The organism is Halopseudomonas sp. MFKK-1, from assembly GCF_027474385.1.
Lineage (GTDB): Bacteria > Pseudomonadota > Gammaproteobacteria > Pseudomonadales > Pseudomonadaceae > Halopseudomonas > Halopseudomonas aestusnigri.
In genome coordinates this window covers 2,091,064-2,105,401 of record NZ_CP114836.1, presented here as the reverse complement: position 1 = coordinate 2,105,401, position 14,338 = coordinate 2,091,064, and the positions used below count along the sequence as shown (strand labels likewise).

General features: G+C 61.4%; 14 protein-coding genes. 6 read left to right on the top strand and 8 right to left on the bottom strand.

The annotated features are described in order from the left end of the window. Window position 1: 1 nt before the first annotated feature. Genes O5O48_RS09835 through O5O48_RS09825 form a run of 3 tightly spaced genes read right to left on the bottom strand, consistent with a single transcriptional unit; the run spans window position 2 to window position 3,397 of the window. Window positions 2-1,414 (bottom strand): N-acetylmuramoyl-L-alanine amidase, encoded by a 1,413-nt coding sequence (locus O5O48_RS09835; RefSeq protein ID WP_228245198.1) that lies wholly within the window; start codon window positions 1,412-1,414, stop codon window positions 2-4. Window positions 1,415-1,424: 10 nt separating this feature from the next. After that, entirely contained in the window at window positions 1,425-1,898 is a 474-nt protein-coding gene (gene tsaE / locus O5O48_RS09830) for a tRNA (adenosine(37)-N6)-threonylcarbamoyltransferase complex ATPase subunit type 1 TsaE (RefSeq protein WP_269686893.1), read from the bottom strand. Further along, window positions 1,895-3,397 carry an NAD(P)H-hydrate dehydratase gene (locus tag O5O48_RS09825; protein ID WP_269686892.1) on the bottom strand — a complete coding sequence of 501 codons (1,503 nt, stop codon included), beginning with the start codon at window positions 3,395-3,397 and terminating at the stop codon, window positions 1,895-1,897. The genes tsaE and O5O48_RS09825 overlap by 4 nt, the downstream gene beginning before the upstream one ends. Window positions 3,398-3,466: 69 nt before the next feature. Here O5O48_RS09825 and queG point away from each other — a divergent pair, with 69 nt between their 5' ends. Beyond that, window positions 3,467-4,528 carry a tRNA epoxyqueuosine(34) reductase QueG gene (gene queG / locus O5O48_RS09820; RefSeq protein ID WP_269686891.1) on the top strand — a complete coding sequence of 354 codons (1,062 nt, stop codon included), beginning with the start codon at window positions 3,467-3,469 and terminating at the stop codon, window positions 4,526-4,528. Between the two features lie 3 nt (window positions 4,529-4,531). On the opposite strand, the gene orn is transcribed toward queG, so the two are convergent. Beyond that, the gene (gene orn, locus O5O48_RS09815; RefSeq protein WP_269686890.1) at window positions 4,532-5,074 is read right to left on the bottom strand and encodes an oligoribonuclease; all 543 of its coding nucleotides are present in this window, start codon (window positions 5,072-5,074) and stop codon (window positions 4,532-4,534) included. 99 nt (window positions 5,075-5,173) lie between these two features. On the opposite strand from orn, the gene rsgA reads away from it, so the two are divergent. Beyond that, a complete protein-coding gene (gene rsgA / locus O5O48_RS09810; RefSeq protein ID WP_269686889.1) occupies window positions 5,174-6,196 on the top strand; it encodes a small ribosomal subunit biogenesis GTPase RsgA in 1,023 nt (340 codons plus the stop codon). A gap of 6 nt (window positions 6,197-6,202) precedes the next feature. Here the strand turns inward: rsgA and motB are convergent, their stop codons facing one another. Together motB and motA are read right to left on the bottom strand one after the other, a co-directional pair. Next, entirely contained in the window at window positions 6,203-7,261 is a 1,059-nt protein-coding gene (gene motB, locus O5O48_RS09805; protein ID WP_269686888.1) for a flagellar motor protein MotB, read from the bottom strand. A 3-nt stretch (window positions 7,262-7,264) separates the two neighbouring features. Beyond that, on the bottom strand, window positions 7,265-8,119 hold the full coding sequence (motA, locus tag O5O48_RS09800) for a flagellar motor stator protein MotA (RefSeq protein WP_228245187.1): 855 nt from the start codon (window positions 8,117-8,119) through the stop codon (window positions 7,265-7,267). Window positions 8,120-8,227: 108 nt separating this feature from the next. Between motA and O5O48_RS09795 the strand changes: the two genes are divergently transcribed. Genes O5O48_RS09795 through asd form a run of 3 tightly spaced genes read left to right on the top strand, consistent with a single transcriptional unit; the run spans window position 8,228 to window position 11,526 of the window. Continuing rightward, window positions 8,228-9,802 (top strand): hypothetical protein, encoded by a 1,575-nt coding sequence (locus O5O48_RS09795; RefSeq protein ID WP_269686887.1) that lies wholly within the window; start codon window positions 8,228-8,230, stop codon window positions 9,800-9,802. Between the two features lie 56 nt (window positions 9,803-9,858). Continuing rightward, window positions 9,859-10,668: a rhodanese-like domain-containing protein gene (locus tag O5O48_RS09790; RefSeq protein WP_228245185.1), complete on the top strand. Its 810-nt coding sequence runs from the start codon at window positions 9,859-9,861 to the stop codon at window positions 10,666-10,668. Between the two features lie 9 nt (window positions 10,669-10,677). Beyond that, window positions 10,678-11,526, top strand: coding sequence for an archaetidylserine decarboxylase (asd, locus tag O5O48_RS09785; protein ID WP_269686886.1), 849 nt, complete (start codon window positions 10,678-10,680; stop codon window positions 11,524-11,526). Window positions 11,527-11,529: 3 nt separating this feature from the next. Here asd and epmA read toward each other — a convergent pair whose 3' ends face one another. Together epmA and efp are read right to left on the bottom strand one after the other, a co-directional pair. Beyond that, window positions 11,530-12,492 carry an elongation factor P--(R)-beta-lysine ligase gene (gene epmA, locus O5O48_RS09780; protein ID WP_269686885.1) on the bottom strand — a complete coding sequence of 321 codons (963 nt, stop codon included), beginning with the start codon at window positions 12,490-12,492 and terminating at the stop codon, window positions 11,530-11,532. A 69-nt stretch (window positions 12,493-12,561) separates the two neighbouring features. Continuing rightward, on the bottom strand, window positions 12,562-13,128 hold the full coding sequence (gene efp / locus O5O48_RS09775) for an elongation factor P (RefSeq protein WP_228245181.1): 567 nt from the start codon (window positions 13,126-13,128) through the stop codon (window positions 12,562-12,564). A 106-nt stretch (window positions 13,129-13,234) separates the two neighbouring features. On the opposite strand from efp, the gene epmB reads away from it, so the two are divergent. After that, on the top strand, window positions 13,235-14,284 hold the full coding sequence (gene epmB, locus O5O48_RS09770; protein ID WP_269686884.1) for an EF-P beta-lysylation protein EpmB: 1,050 nt from the start codon (window positions 13,235-13,237) through the stop codon (window positions 14,282-14,284). The last annotated feature ends 54 nt before the right edge of the window (window positions 14,285-14,338 follow it).

The window sequence follows — 14,338 nt, the reverse complement described above, 5'->3', positions numbered from 1 at the left end:
ATCAGCGTTCGTTTTGGACCAGCATGCTGCTGGCCGGCACATTCAGCACCTGGCCAACCCGGATCTGGTCGGTAGAAAGATCATTGGCCGCGCGCAGGCTCGCCAGCGAGACTTGATAGATGTTCGCGATCATAGACAGGCTGTCGCCACGGCGGACGGTATGCTGCCTGGGCCCTTGTGCCAGCTGCCCGCCCGCCTTCAGCGCGGCGATACGCGTACCTGGTGGAGGATTGCGATGGAAATAGCCTCTAACGCCAGTATAAATGGCCCGGGCCATGGCCTGCTGATGGCTGCGGGTAACCAGCTTGCGCGCCTCGCCGGGATTGGAGATAAAGCCGGTCTCCACCAGAATCGACGGGATGTCCGGCGACTTGAGCACCATGAACCCGGCCTGCTCCACCCTTGGCTTGTGCAGACGATTGACCTGACCAACCGAGGACAGCACCTGTTGCCCCACATCCAGACTGGCAGACAGGGTGGCAGTCATGGACAGATCCAGCAGGACGCTGGCCAGCACCTGATCCTTGTTGTCGAGACTGACGCCACCCACGCCGCCGATCAAATCGGAGCGGTTCTCCCGATCTGCCAGCAGACGCGCCGTCTCCGACGTCGCACCCCGGTCAGACAGGGCGAATACGGAGGCGCCATTGGCACTGGCGCGAGTGAAGGCATCCGCGTGAATCGAGACAAACAGGTCGGCGTTGTGCTGGCGAGCGATCTCCGTGCGTCGACGCAGCGGAATAAAGTAGTCGCCGGTACGCACCAGCTCCCCGCGGAACCCCGGCTCTGCATCAATCAGGCGCTTGAGATCGCGTGCGATAGCAAGCACGACCTCTTTCTCACGAGCCCCACCGTGCCCGATGGCTCCGGGATCTTCCCCCCCATGACCGGCATCAATTGCAATCACGATATCGCGATTGCCCGCTTCGGCCGCAGAGCGGGTCGGTGTCTGCGGCAGGGGAGATGCCGATGGCGCCGCCGGTTGCGGCAGGGAAGCAGTCGGGCGACCGTTATCAAAGAGGTCAACAACCAGACGATCACCGTACTGCTGGTTGGGCGGCAGCACAAAACTCTTGGGATTGACTTGCTCGGACAGATCCAGCACCACACGCAGGCCGTCACCATCGCGGGGTGCAGCGCGCAAGCCACGAAGCGGCGTATTTTCCAGCGCCAGCGCGCTGGTATCAGCCATCAGACGGGCATTACTGATATCGATGACAATCCGCTCGGGATTGGACAGGGTAAACAGGGTATGTTCAGCCGGACCACTGAGATCAAATACCAGACGCGTATTATCCGGCGCGCGCCAGAGGCGAACGCTCTTGATATCGGCAGCCTGCACAAAGCCTGACAGCAGGCCAAGGAGCAACAGCACCCCACCCGCAACCAACCGGCTGCCTTTCCTTGCGTTCATGCGCGCCACGCTAGCCTTCACTCCGCATCTGTTGAATCCGTCGACACGTCAGTTCACCGTGGGTGGTTTGCCCAACGAGCGTCAGACGACGCCCCTCACCCTCGGCGCCAATGGTAATCGTCAGGTCGGCTGTTGGCAAAACCCCCCGCCCCTTCGCCGGCCACTCGATCAGACACAGGTTCTCACCGTCAAAGTAGTCACGAACACCAAGGAACTCCAGCTCCTCCGGATTCGCCAGGCGATAAAGGTCGAAGTGATAGACGTTCGCCTCACCCAGCTCGTAGGGTTCGACCAGCGTGTAGGTAGGACTCTTGACCGGCCCTTGCTGGCCCAGAGCCCGGATGATGCCGCGACTCAGCGTGGTCTTGCCCATCCCGAGGTCACCCTCCAGATAGACGATCCCCCGCCCTTCCAGCGCCCTGGCAATATCGCCGCCAAGCGCTGTCATGGCATTTTCCCCCACCGCATGCAGCTCCAGCTTCATTCAACGCCCCGCCGATTCAAAACCCTGCGCATGGCAGGCATCATTTCGCCGGCACGCATGCCGACCTCCCCCAACTCCCCAGCCAACAGATCGCCGGCCAGGGCATGAACCAGCACAGCATACCGTGCCGCCTGCCCCGCGGGAACGCGCTGCGCGAGCAGCGCACCCAACAAACCGGACAGCACGTCACCCATGCCGCCTACCGCCATCCCCGGATTACCCGCGGCACAGACCGCCGGCAACATTTCAAAGCGGGCGGGACTGCCAACCAGGGAACCGACCCCCTTTAGAACCGCGTGACAGCCCAGAGGTTCGATCAGCTGCTGCAACGCAGCCAAACGATCATCCTGCACCTCGGCCGTTGAACACCGCAGTAACCGGGCAGCCTCCGCCGGATGGGGAGTGATCACGGTATCGGCACCCAGTTCGGGCATGGCGGACTGGCAGGCCAGCAAGTTCAGCGCATCCGCATCCAGCACCCGCGGCAACGCGGCATCCAGGCACGCCGAGATAATCTGTTCAGCCCAGGGACTGCGCCCAAGCCCCGGACCCAGCACCAGCGCATCGGCCGTTGCCAGCAAGGGCGCCAACGCCTCGGCATCAGCAACCGCGCGCACCATTACCTCAGGACAGCGCGCCAGCAAGGGTGCCACGTGCTCGGCAGAGGTGGCCACGCTGACCTTGCCGGCTCCGCTGCACAACGCGGCTTCCGCCGCCAGCATGATGGCCCCACCCATTCCGGGCCCACCACCAACCAGCAGCAGGTGGCCGAAACGCCCCTTGTGGGCAGATTTCATGCGCGCAGGGAGACAGCCCTGCCAACGCGACCATTGCAGCAGCTCCAACGCGGCCGGCACGTTACTCGGCAGCGGATCAGCCAATGCCGCATACACCAGCTCGCCGCACAGGTCGGGCCCCTGTGAGGTCAGCAGACCGAGCTTTAAGGCAATAAAGGTAACCGTGACATCGGCCTTCACTGCCACACCCAGCGCAACGCCCCGATCGGCGTCGAGTCCGCTGGGTACATCCACAGACAATACCGGGCAGCGGGCGCCGTTAATCGCTGCGATGGCCTCGGCGAAGGGCGCGCGCACACTGCCGGTCAGCCCGGTGCCCAGCAGCGCGTCAACCAATACACCGTCCAGTGTCGCGCCGGAAAACCAGTTAGCTATCGGCACGCCGGCGTCCCGCGCCTGCTGCCAGGCAAGTGCAGCATCTCCAACCAACCGCTCCGGTGCCGACACGGCCCACACCTGCACCCGCCATCCCGCCAGCAACGCCAGACGGGCAATCAGATAGCCATCGCCGGCATTATTGCCGGAGCCACACAACAAAGTGATGCAGCCTGCATCAGGCCAGCGTGCAAACACCGCCTGCCATGCCGCCATCGCGGCGCGTTGCATCAGATCGATCCCGGGAATACCAGAGGCGATAAGGGCGGCATCAAGCTGGCGCGTCTGTTGCCGGGAATGCACCCACGCTGGCATCGGGTCGGACATTGATAGGCTCCTGCAGGGGTTGTCTGGCACAATTATACGAGATTCCAGACAGCCAGCCCCAACATCATCATGTCCGACCAACCAGACTACCAGGCACTTGCTGAGCAGATTCGCGTCTTCGCGCAGGATCTGGGGTTCCAGCAGCTGGGCATCAGCGCGCCTGATATTGGCGAGCATGAACAGTGGCTGCAACGCTGGCTTGATGCCGGCTATCAGGGCGAGATGGAATGGATGGCCAGCCACGGCAGCAAACGCACGCGGCCGCCGGAGCTGGTGCCCGGCACGCAACGGGTTATCTCCGTGCGCATGGACTATCTGCCTGCCGACGCAGCCATGGCCAGGCGCCTGGCCAGCCCGGACACTGCCTACATTTCACGCTATGCGCTGGGCCGCGACTACCACAAACTGATCCGGCGTCGCCTTCAGCAACTGGCCGACCGCATACAGGAACTGATAGGCCCGTTTGGCTACCGGGCATTCGTCGACAGCGCCCCGGTGATGGAACGCGCACTGGCCAGCCGTTCAGGGCTCGGCTGGATCGGCAAGAACACCATGCTGATAAACCGCAAGGCCGGCAGTTACTTCTTCCTCGGCGAGCTGTACACCGATCTGCCACTGCCGACTGACTCGCCCCAGCAAACCGAACACTGCGGCAAATGTACGGCCTGCCTGGAGCGCTGCCCGACCGACGCCTTTGTCGGCCCGCACGTGCTGGATGCCCGGCGCTGCATTTCGTATCTGACTATTGAACTCAAGGGCGCGATCCCCGAAAACCTGCGAGCAGCCATGGGCAATCGGGTATTTGGCTGCGACGACTGCCAACTGGTGTGCCCATGGAACCGGTTTGCCAAGCCAACCGGGGAGCCCGACTTCAGCCCGCGCCACCAGCTCGATCAGGCGGACCTGGTCGAGCTGTTCAGTTGGGACGAGGCGACATTTCTGCAACGTACCGAGGGGTCGCCGATACGCCGTATCGGCCATGAACGCTGGCTGCGCAATCTCGCCGTAGGGCTGGGCAACGCCACCACCAGTATCCTGGTCGTCGAAGCCCTTAAACGACGGCGCGCCGATACCTCAGAGCTGGTTCGTGAGCATGTTCGCTGGGCGCTTGAACAGCACGGCGCAAGCTGACTATCAAAACTTGATGAAATGCTCGCGGTAGTGCTTCAGCTCGGCGATCGAATCACGAATGTCGTCCAGCGCCAGGTGACTGCTCTGCTTCTTGAAGCCGTTCTTCACCTCGGGCGCCCAGCGCGCCGCCAACTCTTTCAGGGTCGAGACATCCAGGTTGCGGTAGTGGAAGTATTTCTCCAGCTCTGGCATACCCCGATAGAGAAAGCGCCGGTCCTGGCAAATGCTGTTGCCGCACATCGGAGACTTGCCCGCCGGAACCCAGGCGGACAGAAAGTCGATTGTCTGCCGCTCGGCATCAGCCGGACTGATATTGCTTTCACGCACCCGGCGGGTCAGCCCGGATTGACCATGCTGCCGGGTATTCCATTCATCCATACCATCGAGCAATGCATCGGGCTGTTTGATCGCCAGCGACGGCCCTTCGGCCAGCACATTCAACTGCGGGTCAGTGACAATGGTCGCAATCTCGATGATGACGTCGTTGTCCGGATCAAGGCCGGTCATTTCAAGATCGATCCAGATCAGGTTGTCAGGGTGTTGCATGGGAGCTCCTGGCTAGGCGTAAAGGCGCGCTAAACGCGCGATGGCTGCAGTATAACTGCAGCGTGCTAAACTGCCGCCGATTATTCAGACGCAGAGCCCATGGCCAAACGAAATCTTACCCGCCGCCAGAATTGGCGCATCCAGAAAATCCAGGACGAGCGCGCAGCTCGCGCCGAACGTCGCGCCGAACGTGCTGAGGAAAGCCTGGTCGGTGGCGACCTTGGCCCCGAGCAGTCCGGCCTGGTGATTGCGCATTTTGGCGTTCAGGTTGACGTCGAAGCCACCAGCGGCGAGCTGGCCGGCCAGATTCGACGCTGCTACCGACGCGCCAACCTGCCGGCACTGGTCACTGGCGACCGTATTATCTGGCGGCCAGACAACCAGCAAGGCGGGGTTATCGTCGCGCAGCAGGAGCGCCAGACCGAACTCTGCCGCCCCGATCAACGCGGCCAGCTGAAGCCGGTTGCCGCCAATGTCGACCGCCTGATTATCGTCTTCGCTCCCCTGCCGACGCCCTACACCAACCTGATCGACCGCTATCTGGTTGCCGCCGAGCAGGCCGGCATCGAGCCGCTGCTGGTAATGAACAAGTCGGATCTGCTGAAAACCAGCCCCGATCCCGAGTTGCTGCAGTGGCTGGATGACTACAGTCAGCTGGGATATCACACCCTGTTGCTGTCCGCCGACGAGGGGGATGGTCTGGACACGCTGCGCGCCGAGCTGAAAGACCACACCAGTGTCTTTGTCGGGCAATCGGGGGTCGGCAAGTCATCCCTGATCAACGCGCTGCTGCCGGGCCAGGATCTACGCGTCGGTGCCCTTTCCGAAAGCACCGGTAAAGGCACTCATACCACAACAACGGCCCGGCTCTTTCATTTCCCGGCGGGCGGCGACCTGATCGACTCGCCCGGTATTCGCGAATTCGGCCTGACGCATATTTCGCACGACGAACTGCTGGAGGGCTTTATCGAGTTCCGCCCGTTTCTGGGCCACTGCCGTTTCCGCGACTGTCAGCATCTGCACGAACCTGGTTGCGCCCTGCTTCAGGCGGTTGAGGCCGGAGCGATATCGCCCATTCGCATGAGCAGCTATCGCCACATCCTCTCGACCCTTACCGGCTGAGCTGCCTCACTGCTGCAGACGCCTGATCGGCTCGGCGTTATCGAACAGGTTTAGACGTCGTTCGCGAGCAGGCTCGGTTGAAGCCGGTTGATCAACCGGCGCAGCCTCTTGCAGCTCTTCAGGCTCAACCGGGAGTTCGACAGCCGGCTCTGCAGGCTCAGGCTCGGACTGCTCAGATTCAGACTCAGGCACAACCGGCTCGTCCGGCACCTGCGCCCCGGCCGCCTCGACACCCTCAAGCATCTGCTCTTCGGCATGCCGGTTAAGCACCACGATATCAATGCGCCGATTGGTCGGACTCAGAGGATCATCACGGTCGAACAGCGCCGAATCCGCGTAACCGACTACTCGCGCGACCTGCTGTTCGGGATAGCCCGCCGCGAGCAGGGTGCGGCGTGCCGCATTGGCGCGCTCGCTGGACAGCTCCCAGTTGCCGTAACCACGGCGACCGACAAAGGGCTGCGCATCCGTATGCCCACTGATACTGATCTTCTTGTTCACCTTGGCAATGGTATCGCTGAGCGAGAGCAGAATGTCCTCAAAATACGGCTGTAACTGGGCGCTGCCACTGGAGAACATGGGCCGATTCTCGGCATCAACGATCTGAATGCGCAGACCATCCTGGGTAATCTCGATCAGAATCTGATCCTTGAAGCGCTGCAACACAGGTTCATTGTCGATCTGATTCTGCAGCTCCTGCAGCAGCGCCTCCATATCCTGGCGCTCGATCTGATCGGCCAACTGCCGGGCAGAATCTTCGTCAATCAGTTGCTGATCCTCGGGGTCTTCGGTCTTGTTAAGGGTCCGCTCCGGCGCCACCGCAGGGGAGCCGCCAAGATCAATGGCAAAAGGACTGCCGCCCTCGCTGAAGCCGACAGGATCGTTGAAGTAACCGGAAATATTGCGCAACTGCTCCGGAGTCGCGACGGTCACCAGCCACATGACAAGGAAAAACGCCATCATCGCTACGGCAAAGTCGGCGAAGGCGATCTTCCATGATCCGCCATGATGACCGGCTTCCTTGCGGGTCACCCGCTTGACGATAATGGGTTGATTGTTATCCACCGCTTAGCGTCCCTTCACCGAATCTTCCAGCTCGGTGAAGCTGGGTCGATGCTCCGGCAGCAGCGACTTGCGCCCGAACTCGACAGCCAGGGCCGGCGGCAAGCCCTGGGCACTGGCAACCAGCGTCATTTTGATCGCCTCGTAGGTGTTGGCCTCTTCGTGGGCCGTATGCCCCATGGCCGTGGCGAAGGGGCCAACAAAACCATAGGCAGCCAGAATACCAAGGAAGGTACCCACCAGCGCGGTGGCCACTTTCTCGCCGATCTCTGCCTTGTCCGCATCCCCCAGGATGCTCATGGTGATAACGATACCGAGGACAGCAGCAACGATACCGAACCCGGGCAGGGCATCGGCTACACGGGTCACCGCATGCGACGGCTCCTGAAGTTCTTCGGAAATCGCGGAAATCTCCACGTCAAACAGCGCTTCCAGCTCATGCGGAGCCATATTGCCGGTGGACATAATGCGCAGATAGTCGCAGATGAACTCGGTCATCATCCGATCTTTGAGAATGGCTGGATACTTGCTGAAGATCGGGCTCTCGTTCGGTTCCTCGATATCCTGCTCGATGGCCATCATGCCCTCGCGCCGGCTCTTGTTCAGCACCTCGTACAGCAGACCCAGCACATCCAGATAAAACGGCTTGGAAAAGCGGTGCCCGAAAATGATGGCCGGCGCCGCGCCAAGGCACTTTTTCACCACCGCAATGCTGTTGGCTACCAGAAAGGCCCCCAATGCGGCGCCACCGATGATGAGGATTTCAAAGGGATGCCAGAGTGCGGCGATATGCCCGCCGGACAGCAGGAACCCCCCCAGAACACTGACGATGACGACAACGAAACCACCAATTTTCAACATATATTCGAGGTATCCAGAACAAGCCGGTGCGCATCACCGCGCAGAGCAGCAAACTGCTGCCATTCGAGTTATAGTCGTGCAGAAGACTAGTATAAAGCTGTGAAGCGCATGAGCACACACCCCAACATCGGTAGTAAAGAGGTTATCGGCGAGCTGCGTCAGAAACTGAACGCATGCGTGCTGCCGATCACTCGCGACCAGCAAAGACAACTGGTGGAACAGCTGGAAGGTGACCTGCTCAGCATCAACGAGCTGACCCAGGCGATCATGCGCGCCCCGGTAGCGGCGCTGCATATCTGCCGCGCAGCCGGTGCCGCAGCGCGCAACAGGGATGTGGACGTGTTGACGCTGGAACAGGCCTGCTCATTACTCGGGACCCAGCGCATTTCAGACCTGCTCAAGGGCATTCCGGTGGTCGAACCCGATCAACTGCCCTGGGCCTACCGGCAGCTCCTGAGCATAAGCGAACACGCTGTCAGCCAGGCCCAGGGGCTGTTTGCAAACCGCATTGCCCGGCTGTGGCACGAGATGTCACTGGCGACCCTGCTGTTTCTCTCCCCCCTGTGGACACTTGCCTACCTCAAGCCACACCTGTTCGAGCAGTGGGAGCGACTGAATGACGGCGTTCTGCCTGACGGCGTCAGCCGGCGCCAGATTGCCGATACCACCGCAAACGGCTTTCAGTTGGTTCAGCTGGTAGCGCAGGACTGGTGGCTGCCGCCCTGGATCCTGCAGGGGTACCGCTCGCTTAACGCCAATCGTCGTACCATGGTCAAGGCTCTTCGCGTAGCGCGGGACAGCGCTCATCCGCAGGAACAGCAAGCCCAACTCGACGGCGACCGGGAGCTTTACCGCTGGCTGACCCAGCCCGCCAATAGCGCGCTGATCGCCAATGGCATGGCGCTGGGCACCCATCACAGCTGGTACAACCGACATACGTCCCGTTGGCAGAAATTGAGCGCCCTGTATCTCAATATTGAGGTCGCTGACGCCCAGCGCCTGACGCACGAGAACGCCGTCAATAGTGCGCATGACCAATTTACGCGCTGCAGCAACGACATTTTTCTTCCTGCCAGCACGCTTCCGCAACCGCCCCCCGCGACAGGCAAGACGCCTGCAGCATGCACCGGGGCGCCGCCCAAAGCACAACCCGAGCCGGCAAGACCAGAGCCGCGATCAGCTGATCCGGATCTCTGGCGCAGCCTGTGCCTGCGCCTGAGCAAACAACCCGACTCCTTCGGCAACCTGGCCCAACTGCTCGAATGCGCGCAACACGCCCTGATCAAGGGGCTCGGCCTTACGACCTGCTGGATCGCCCTCTCCAGCGCTCGCAACCATCAGTTGGTAATTGCCGTTGCCAGCGGCTTTGCCTCAGGGCAGCCGCTGTCTGGCACAGCCGTGGGCAGCAGCCGCGAAGGTCACTGGCCCGCGTGGCTACGCAGCGCCAGCTGCCATGAGGTACAGCCGCAGCAAGCGCCTGGCGCCATGCCCGAGAAGGTGCTCGAACTCGGCGCAGGAAGTATCTTTTATCTGGCGCCCCTGACCCACAACGAGCAGCTGGTCGGTCTGATCTATGTCAGTAACGGCAGCCCCCAGCCACTTGACAGCAAACGCCAGCAGGCCGTGGTTAAAACCGCCGAATGTCTGCATAAAGCCTTGCTTCACCTCAAGCAACGCGCCTAGCATCCACCCTTTTTTTGACGGAGCGCCAGTTTGCTCCACTGCAGGAGACCTTGTTCATGGCATCCCTTACGCTGCCACTACTGATTGAACCCGCTGAGCTACCGCTGCCTCTGAACAGCGAACAGGTCCGCCTGGTTGATCTCTGCAGCACGGCCCAATATCAGGCAGGGCATATTCCCGGCGCCGTGCATCTTGCGCCCGCACGTACCGCCTCACCCGCACCACGTCCGGGCCCGCTGCCCGGCCTGCCCGAGTTGCAGGCCATTTTTGCCGAGCTGGGTCACCGTGACGATCTCCACTATGTCGTTTATGACGACGAGGGTGGAGGCTGGGCGGGGCGTTTTATCTGGATGCTCGACTGCATTGGTCACACCCGCTACAGCTATATCAACGGCGGCCTCAAGGCCTGGATCGAAGACGGGCTGCCGCTGGAAAGTGCACCGCAGCTGGCCACACCCACGACGCCAACAATTACACCGAACAACGACCACACCATCACTCTGGCGCAGCTGATGGCAGACCTGCACAATCCCGACCGGGTCATCTGGGATGCTCGCTCGCCACAGGAGTACCGTGGTGAGAAGGTTGTCGCCAGCAAAGGCGGCCATATTCCCGGCGCAGTCAATTTTGAATGGACTGCCGGGATGGACCCCGAGCGAGGCCTGCGCATGCGCTCGGACATGGCCGAACAGCTGCTCAAGCTGGGCATCACACCGGACAAGGAAATCGTCACCCACTGCCAGACGCACCACCGTTCCGGCTTCACCTATCTGGCAGCCAAGCTGCTGGGCTACCCGCGCGTCAAAGCCTACGCAGGCTCATGGTCCGAGTGGGGCAACCATCCAGACACCGCAGTAGAATTTTAAGGAAGCACCATGCCTGATCGTCTGTTTATCCTGTTTCAGTACCTGCTGCCGCACCACCTGCTCTCGCGTCTGGCAGGCTGCCTGGCCAATTGCACCTGGGGCTGGGTCAAAAACCCGTTCATCACCTGGTTTGTCAAACGCTACCAGGTCGACATGAGCGAGGCACAAGAAGAGAACCCGACTGCCTACAGCAGCTTCAACGACTTTTTCACCCGCGCGCTCAAGCCCAATGCCCGCCCGCTGGATCAAACCCCGGGTGGCATCCTCTGCCCGGCCGACGGCGCCATCAGCCAGCTCGGCAAGATCGAACACGGCCGTATCTTCCAGGCCAAGGGGCACAGCTTCAGCGTGCAGGAGTTGCTCGGCGGTAACGCCGAGCTGGCAGCACCATTCCAGGGCGGAGAATTCGCTACCGTTTACCTCTCACCCAGGGACTACCACCGCGTACACATGCCCCTGGGCGGCACCCTGAAGGAAATGATCTACGTGCCGGGCAAACTGTTCTCGGTCAACCAGACGACCGCCGAGAACGTACCGGAGTTGTTCGCCCGCAATGAGCGCGTGGTGTGCCTGTTCGATACAGAGGCAGGCCCGATGGCACTGGTTCTGGTCGGCGCCATGATCGTTGCATCGGTTGAGACAGTGTGGGCTGGCCTGGTTGCCCCGCCCAGCCGCACGCTGCGCAGCACCGCCTACGGCCAGGCCGCACCGAGCCTGGAAAAAGGTGACGAGATGGGCCGCTTCAAACTGGGCTCAACCGCTATCGTGCTGTTCGGCCCAGATGCGATGCGCTGGAACGAAACCCTCAAGGCCGGGGATAGCGTGCAGATGGGGCAACTGATGGGCAGCCTTGCCTGATCCTCAGGCACGCTGCGTATCGAACGCGATAACCTCACCAATCGTGCTGGCGCCCAGCGCCAGCATCACCAGCCGATCCACCCCCAGCGCCACACCTGCGCACGAGGGCATGCCAGAGCGCAACGCGTCTACCAGTGGCATGTCGATCGGTAATGCCGCAATACCCAGCGCCTCACGCTGCGCCTGATCTGCCTCAAAGCGCCGCAACTGCTCATCGGCATCAGTCAGCTCGAAGTAGCCGTTGGCCAGCTCCATGCCCTTGACGAACATTTCGAAGCGCGCAGCGCTCGGCACCCGATCATCGCCCTCGACAACGCGCGCCAGCGCCGCCTGCGAAGCGGGAAACGCGTAGACCATGGTCGGCGCCTGCAACCGGGGCTCGACACATTCGGAAAACAGCAAATTCAGGTAGCCGTCGCGCGACAACTCACCCTGAAAGCCGCAGCGCGCGGCGGCCAGGCTTTGCAGATCGGCATCACTGCACTGGTGAATATCCAGACCGGTATGCTCGGCAAACACGGCGGCATAAGTAACCCGCCGCGCCGACTCGCCGGCAAGCACCGCGCGCACCAGCGCATCAACTTCATCCATTAGCTGATGGTGATCAAACCCTGGGCGATACCACTCGAGCATGCTGAATTCAGGATTATGCCGCCTGCCAATCTCGCCGTTGCGATAGACCTTGCACAGTTGCCAGATCGCACCACTGCCCGCCGCCAGCAGACGCTTCATCGGATATTCCGGTGAGGTATGCAGATACAGCATCGCCGCCTGGCCGCCGCCCTCCGGGACATACTCGGTGGCAAAGGGGTGCAGAAACGGATCACTGACTGCGGCATGCGACAGGCTGGGCGTATCCACCTCCAGCACACCACGCTCGGCAAAGAACTCGCGAATACGATTGATAATGCCCGCGCGCCGACGCAGAGCGTCGATGGTTGCACTGGGTTGCCACGGTCGATTCATGCTGCCTACCTCGATTTACGGACACAAAAAACCGGGGACGGGCCCCGGTTTCTTCAACCACCAAAACCGTTACGCGCGACCAACATACTCGCTGGAACGGGTATCAACCTTCAGCACGTCGCCGGTGTTGATAAACAGCGGCACCTTGACCACGGCACCGGTTACCAGCTTGGCCGGCTTGTTGCCGCCACCGGAGGTATCACCACGCACGCCCGGGTCGGTCTCGACCACTTCCAGCTCAACGAAGTTCGGCGGAGTAACGGCAATCGGTGCGCCATTGAACAGGGTTACAGTGTAAATAACCTGCTCTTTCATCCAGTTCATGCAGTCGCCAACCGCCTTCTCGTCAGCGCCGTACTGCTCGAAGGAGCCGTCGGTCGCCATGAAGTGCCAGAACTCACCGTCGGAGTACAGGTATTCCATCTCGCGATCCATCACGTCGGCGCCTTCCAGGCTGTCGCCCGACTTGAAGGTACGCTCGTTGACGCGACCGGTCTTCAGGTTACGAACCTTGACGCGGTTAAACGCCTGGCCCTTACCCGGTTTGACGTATTCGTTCTCGAGAATCGAGCACGGATCGCCGTCCAGCATCACCTTAAGACCCGGTTTGAATTCGTTGGTAGAATAGTTGGCCATACAAGTTCCCACTTTAAATTGAATGGATGATCCGACTCGCGCCACACCAGCCAGTGTGCGAGGCAGTCAGTCGGACACCCTGACACCCATGCGCGGAAAAACGCCAATGATACATGGTTCTGCAGTTCGTGTTGAGTCCGCCAGCTGGCAAAATATTCTGGCCAACAGCATCACCAGCCCCGCCGAGCTTCTGCGCCGCCTGCATCTCGAAAGCACACTGCTGCCAGCGGCTCTGGCTGCAGCGGAGACATTTCCGCTGAGGGTTCCGGAGCCTTACCTCAGCCGGATGCGTCCGGGCGATATCAATGACCCGTTGCTGCGTCAGGTCCTGCCGATCGGCGAAGAGCTGGCAGAGCAGACCGGGTATGTACTCGACCCCCTCGGAGAACAGCACACCAATGCCAGGCCCGGGATCATTCACAAGTACCATGGTCGCCTGCTGCTGGTCGTCAGCAGTGGTTGCGCCGTCAACTGCCGCTATTGCTTCCGTCGCCATTTCCCCTACGACGACAACAACCTCAGCACCAGCGAGTGGAACGAGGCCCTCGACTATATCCGCAACGACAGCAGCATCAGCGAAGTCATTTACAGCGGCGGTGATCCGCTCGCAGCCAACGACCGCCGTCTGGCCTGGCTGACCCGCGAAATTGCCGCCATTGCCCACGTGCGACGCCTTCGCGTGCACACCCGGCTGCCTGTCGTCATACCGCAACGCATCACCCCGGAGCTGATCGACGCGCTGTGCGGCACACGCCTGCCGGTCACCATGGTCTGGCATTGCAATCATGCAGCCGAACTGGACGCCCGAACCGCAGAAGCAGCAGCCCTTTTGCGCCAGGCCGGCGTCATACTGCTCAATCAGGCCGTCTTGCTGCGCGGCGTCAACGACAGCCTGGAGGCGCAGCAAGCGCTGGGTGAGGCACTAGGCGATGCCGGTATATTGCCCTATTATCTCCACTTGCTCGACCGCGTCCGCGGCGCCAGCCACTTCATGGTCCCGGACGACGAGGCTCGCGCGCTGGTCGGCACCATGCTTACCCGCATGCCGGGCTACCTGGTACCCAGGCTGGTGCGGGAAGTTGCCGGCGAGCCGGGCAAGGTGCCGGTCAGCGTCGAGCTGCAACAGAACGCGCCCCAAACGGGCAATCAGGCATAATCATCAGACTTGGTGACAACGGCAGGGAGCAGGCTTAGCCAGTTGTCAGCTAAG

Excerpts from the sequence above, each read along its gene's own strand:
- O5O48_RS09835 (WP_228245198.1), bottom strand. The coding sequence starts at position 1,414 with ATGAACGCAAGGAAAGGCAGCCGGTTGGTTGCGGGTGGGGTGCTGTTG.
- tsaE (WP_269686893.1), bottom strand. The coding sequence starts at position 1,898 with ATGAAGCTGGAGCTGCATGCGGTGGGGGAAAATGCCATGACAGCGCTT.
- O5O48_RS09825 (WP_269686892.1), bottom strand. The coding sequence starts at position 3,397 with ATGTCCGACCCGATGCCAGCGTGGGTGCATTCCCGGCAACAGACGCGC.
- queG (WP_269686891.1), top strand. The coding sequence starts at position 3,467 with ATGTCCGACCAACCAGACTACCAGGCACTTGCTGAGCAGATTCGCGTC.
- orn (WP_269686890.1), bottom strand. The coding sequence starts at position 5,074 with ATGCAACACCCTGACAACCTGATCTGGATCGATCTTGAAATGACCGGC.
- rsgA (WP_269686889.1), top strand. The coding sequence starts at position 5,174 with ATGGCCAAACGAAATCTTACCCGCCGCCAGAATTGGCGCATCCAGAAA.
- motA (WP_228245187.1), bottom strand. The coding sequence starts at position 8,119 with ATGTTGAAAATTGGTGGTTTCGTTGTCGTCATCGTCAGTGTTCTGGGG.
- O5O48_RS09795 (WP_269686887.1), top strand. The coding sequence starts at position 8,228 with ATGAGCACACACCCCAACATCGGTAGTAAAGAGGTTATCGGCGAGCTG.
- O5O48_RS09790 (WP_228245185.1), top strand. The coding sequence starts at position 9,859 with ATGGCATCCCTTACGCTGCCACTACTGATTGAACCCGCTGAGCTACCG.
- asd (WP_269686886.1), top strand. The coding sequence starts at position 10,678 with ATGCCTGATCGTCTGTTTATCCTGTTTCAGTACCTGCTGCCGCACCAC.
- epmA (WP_269686885.1), bottom strand. The coding sequence starts at position 12,492 with ATGAATCGACCGTGGCAACCCAGTGCAACCATCGACGCTCTGCGTCGG.
- efp (WP_228245181.1), bottom strand. The coding sequence starts at position 13,128 with ATGGCCAACTATTCTACCAACGAATTCAAACCGGGTCTTAAGGTGATG.
- epmB (WP_269686884.1), top strand. The coding sequence starts at position 13,235 with ATGATACATGGTTCTGCAGTTCGTGTTGAGTCCGCCAGCTGGCAAAAT.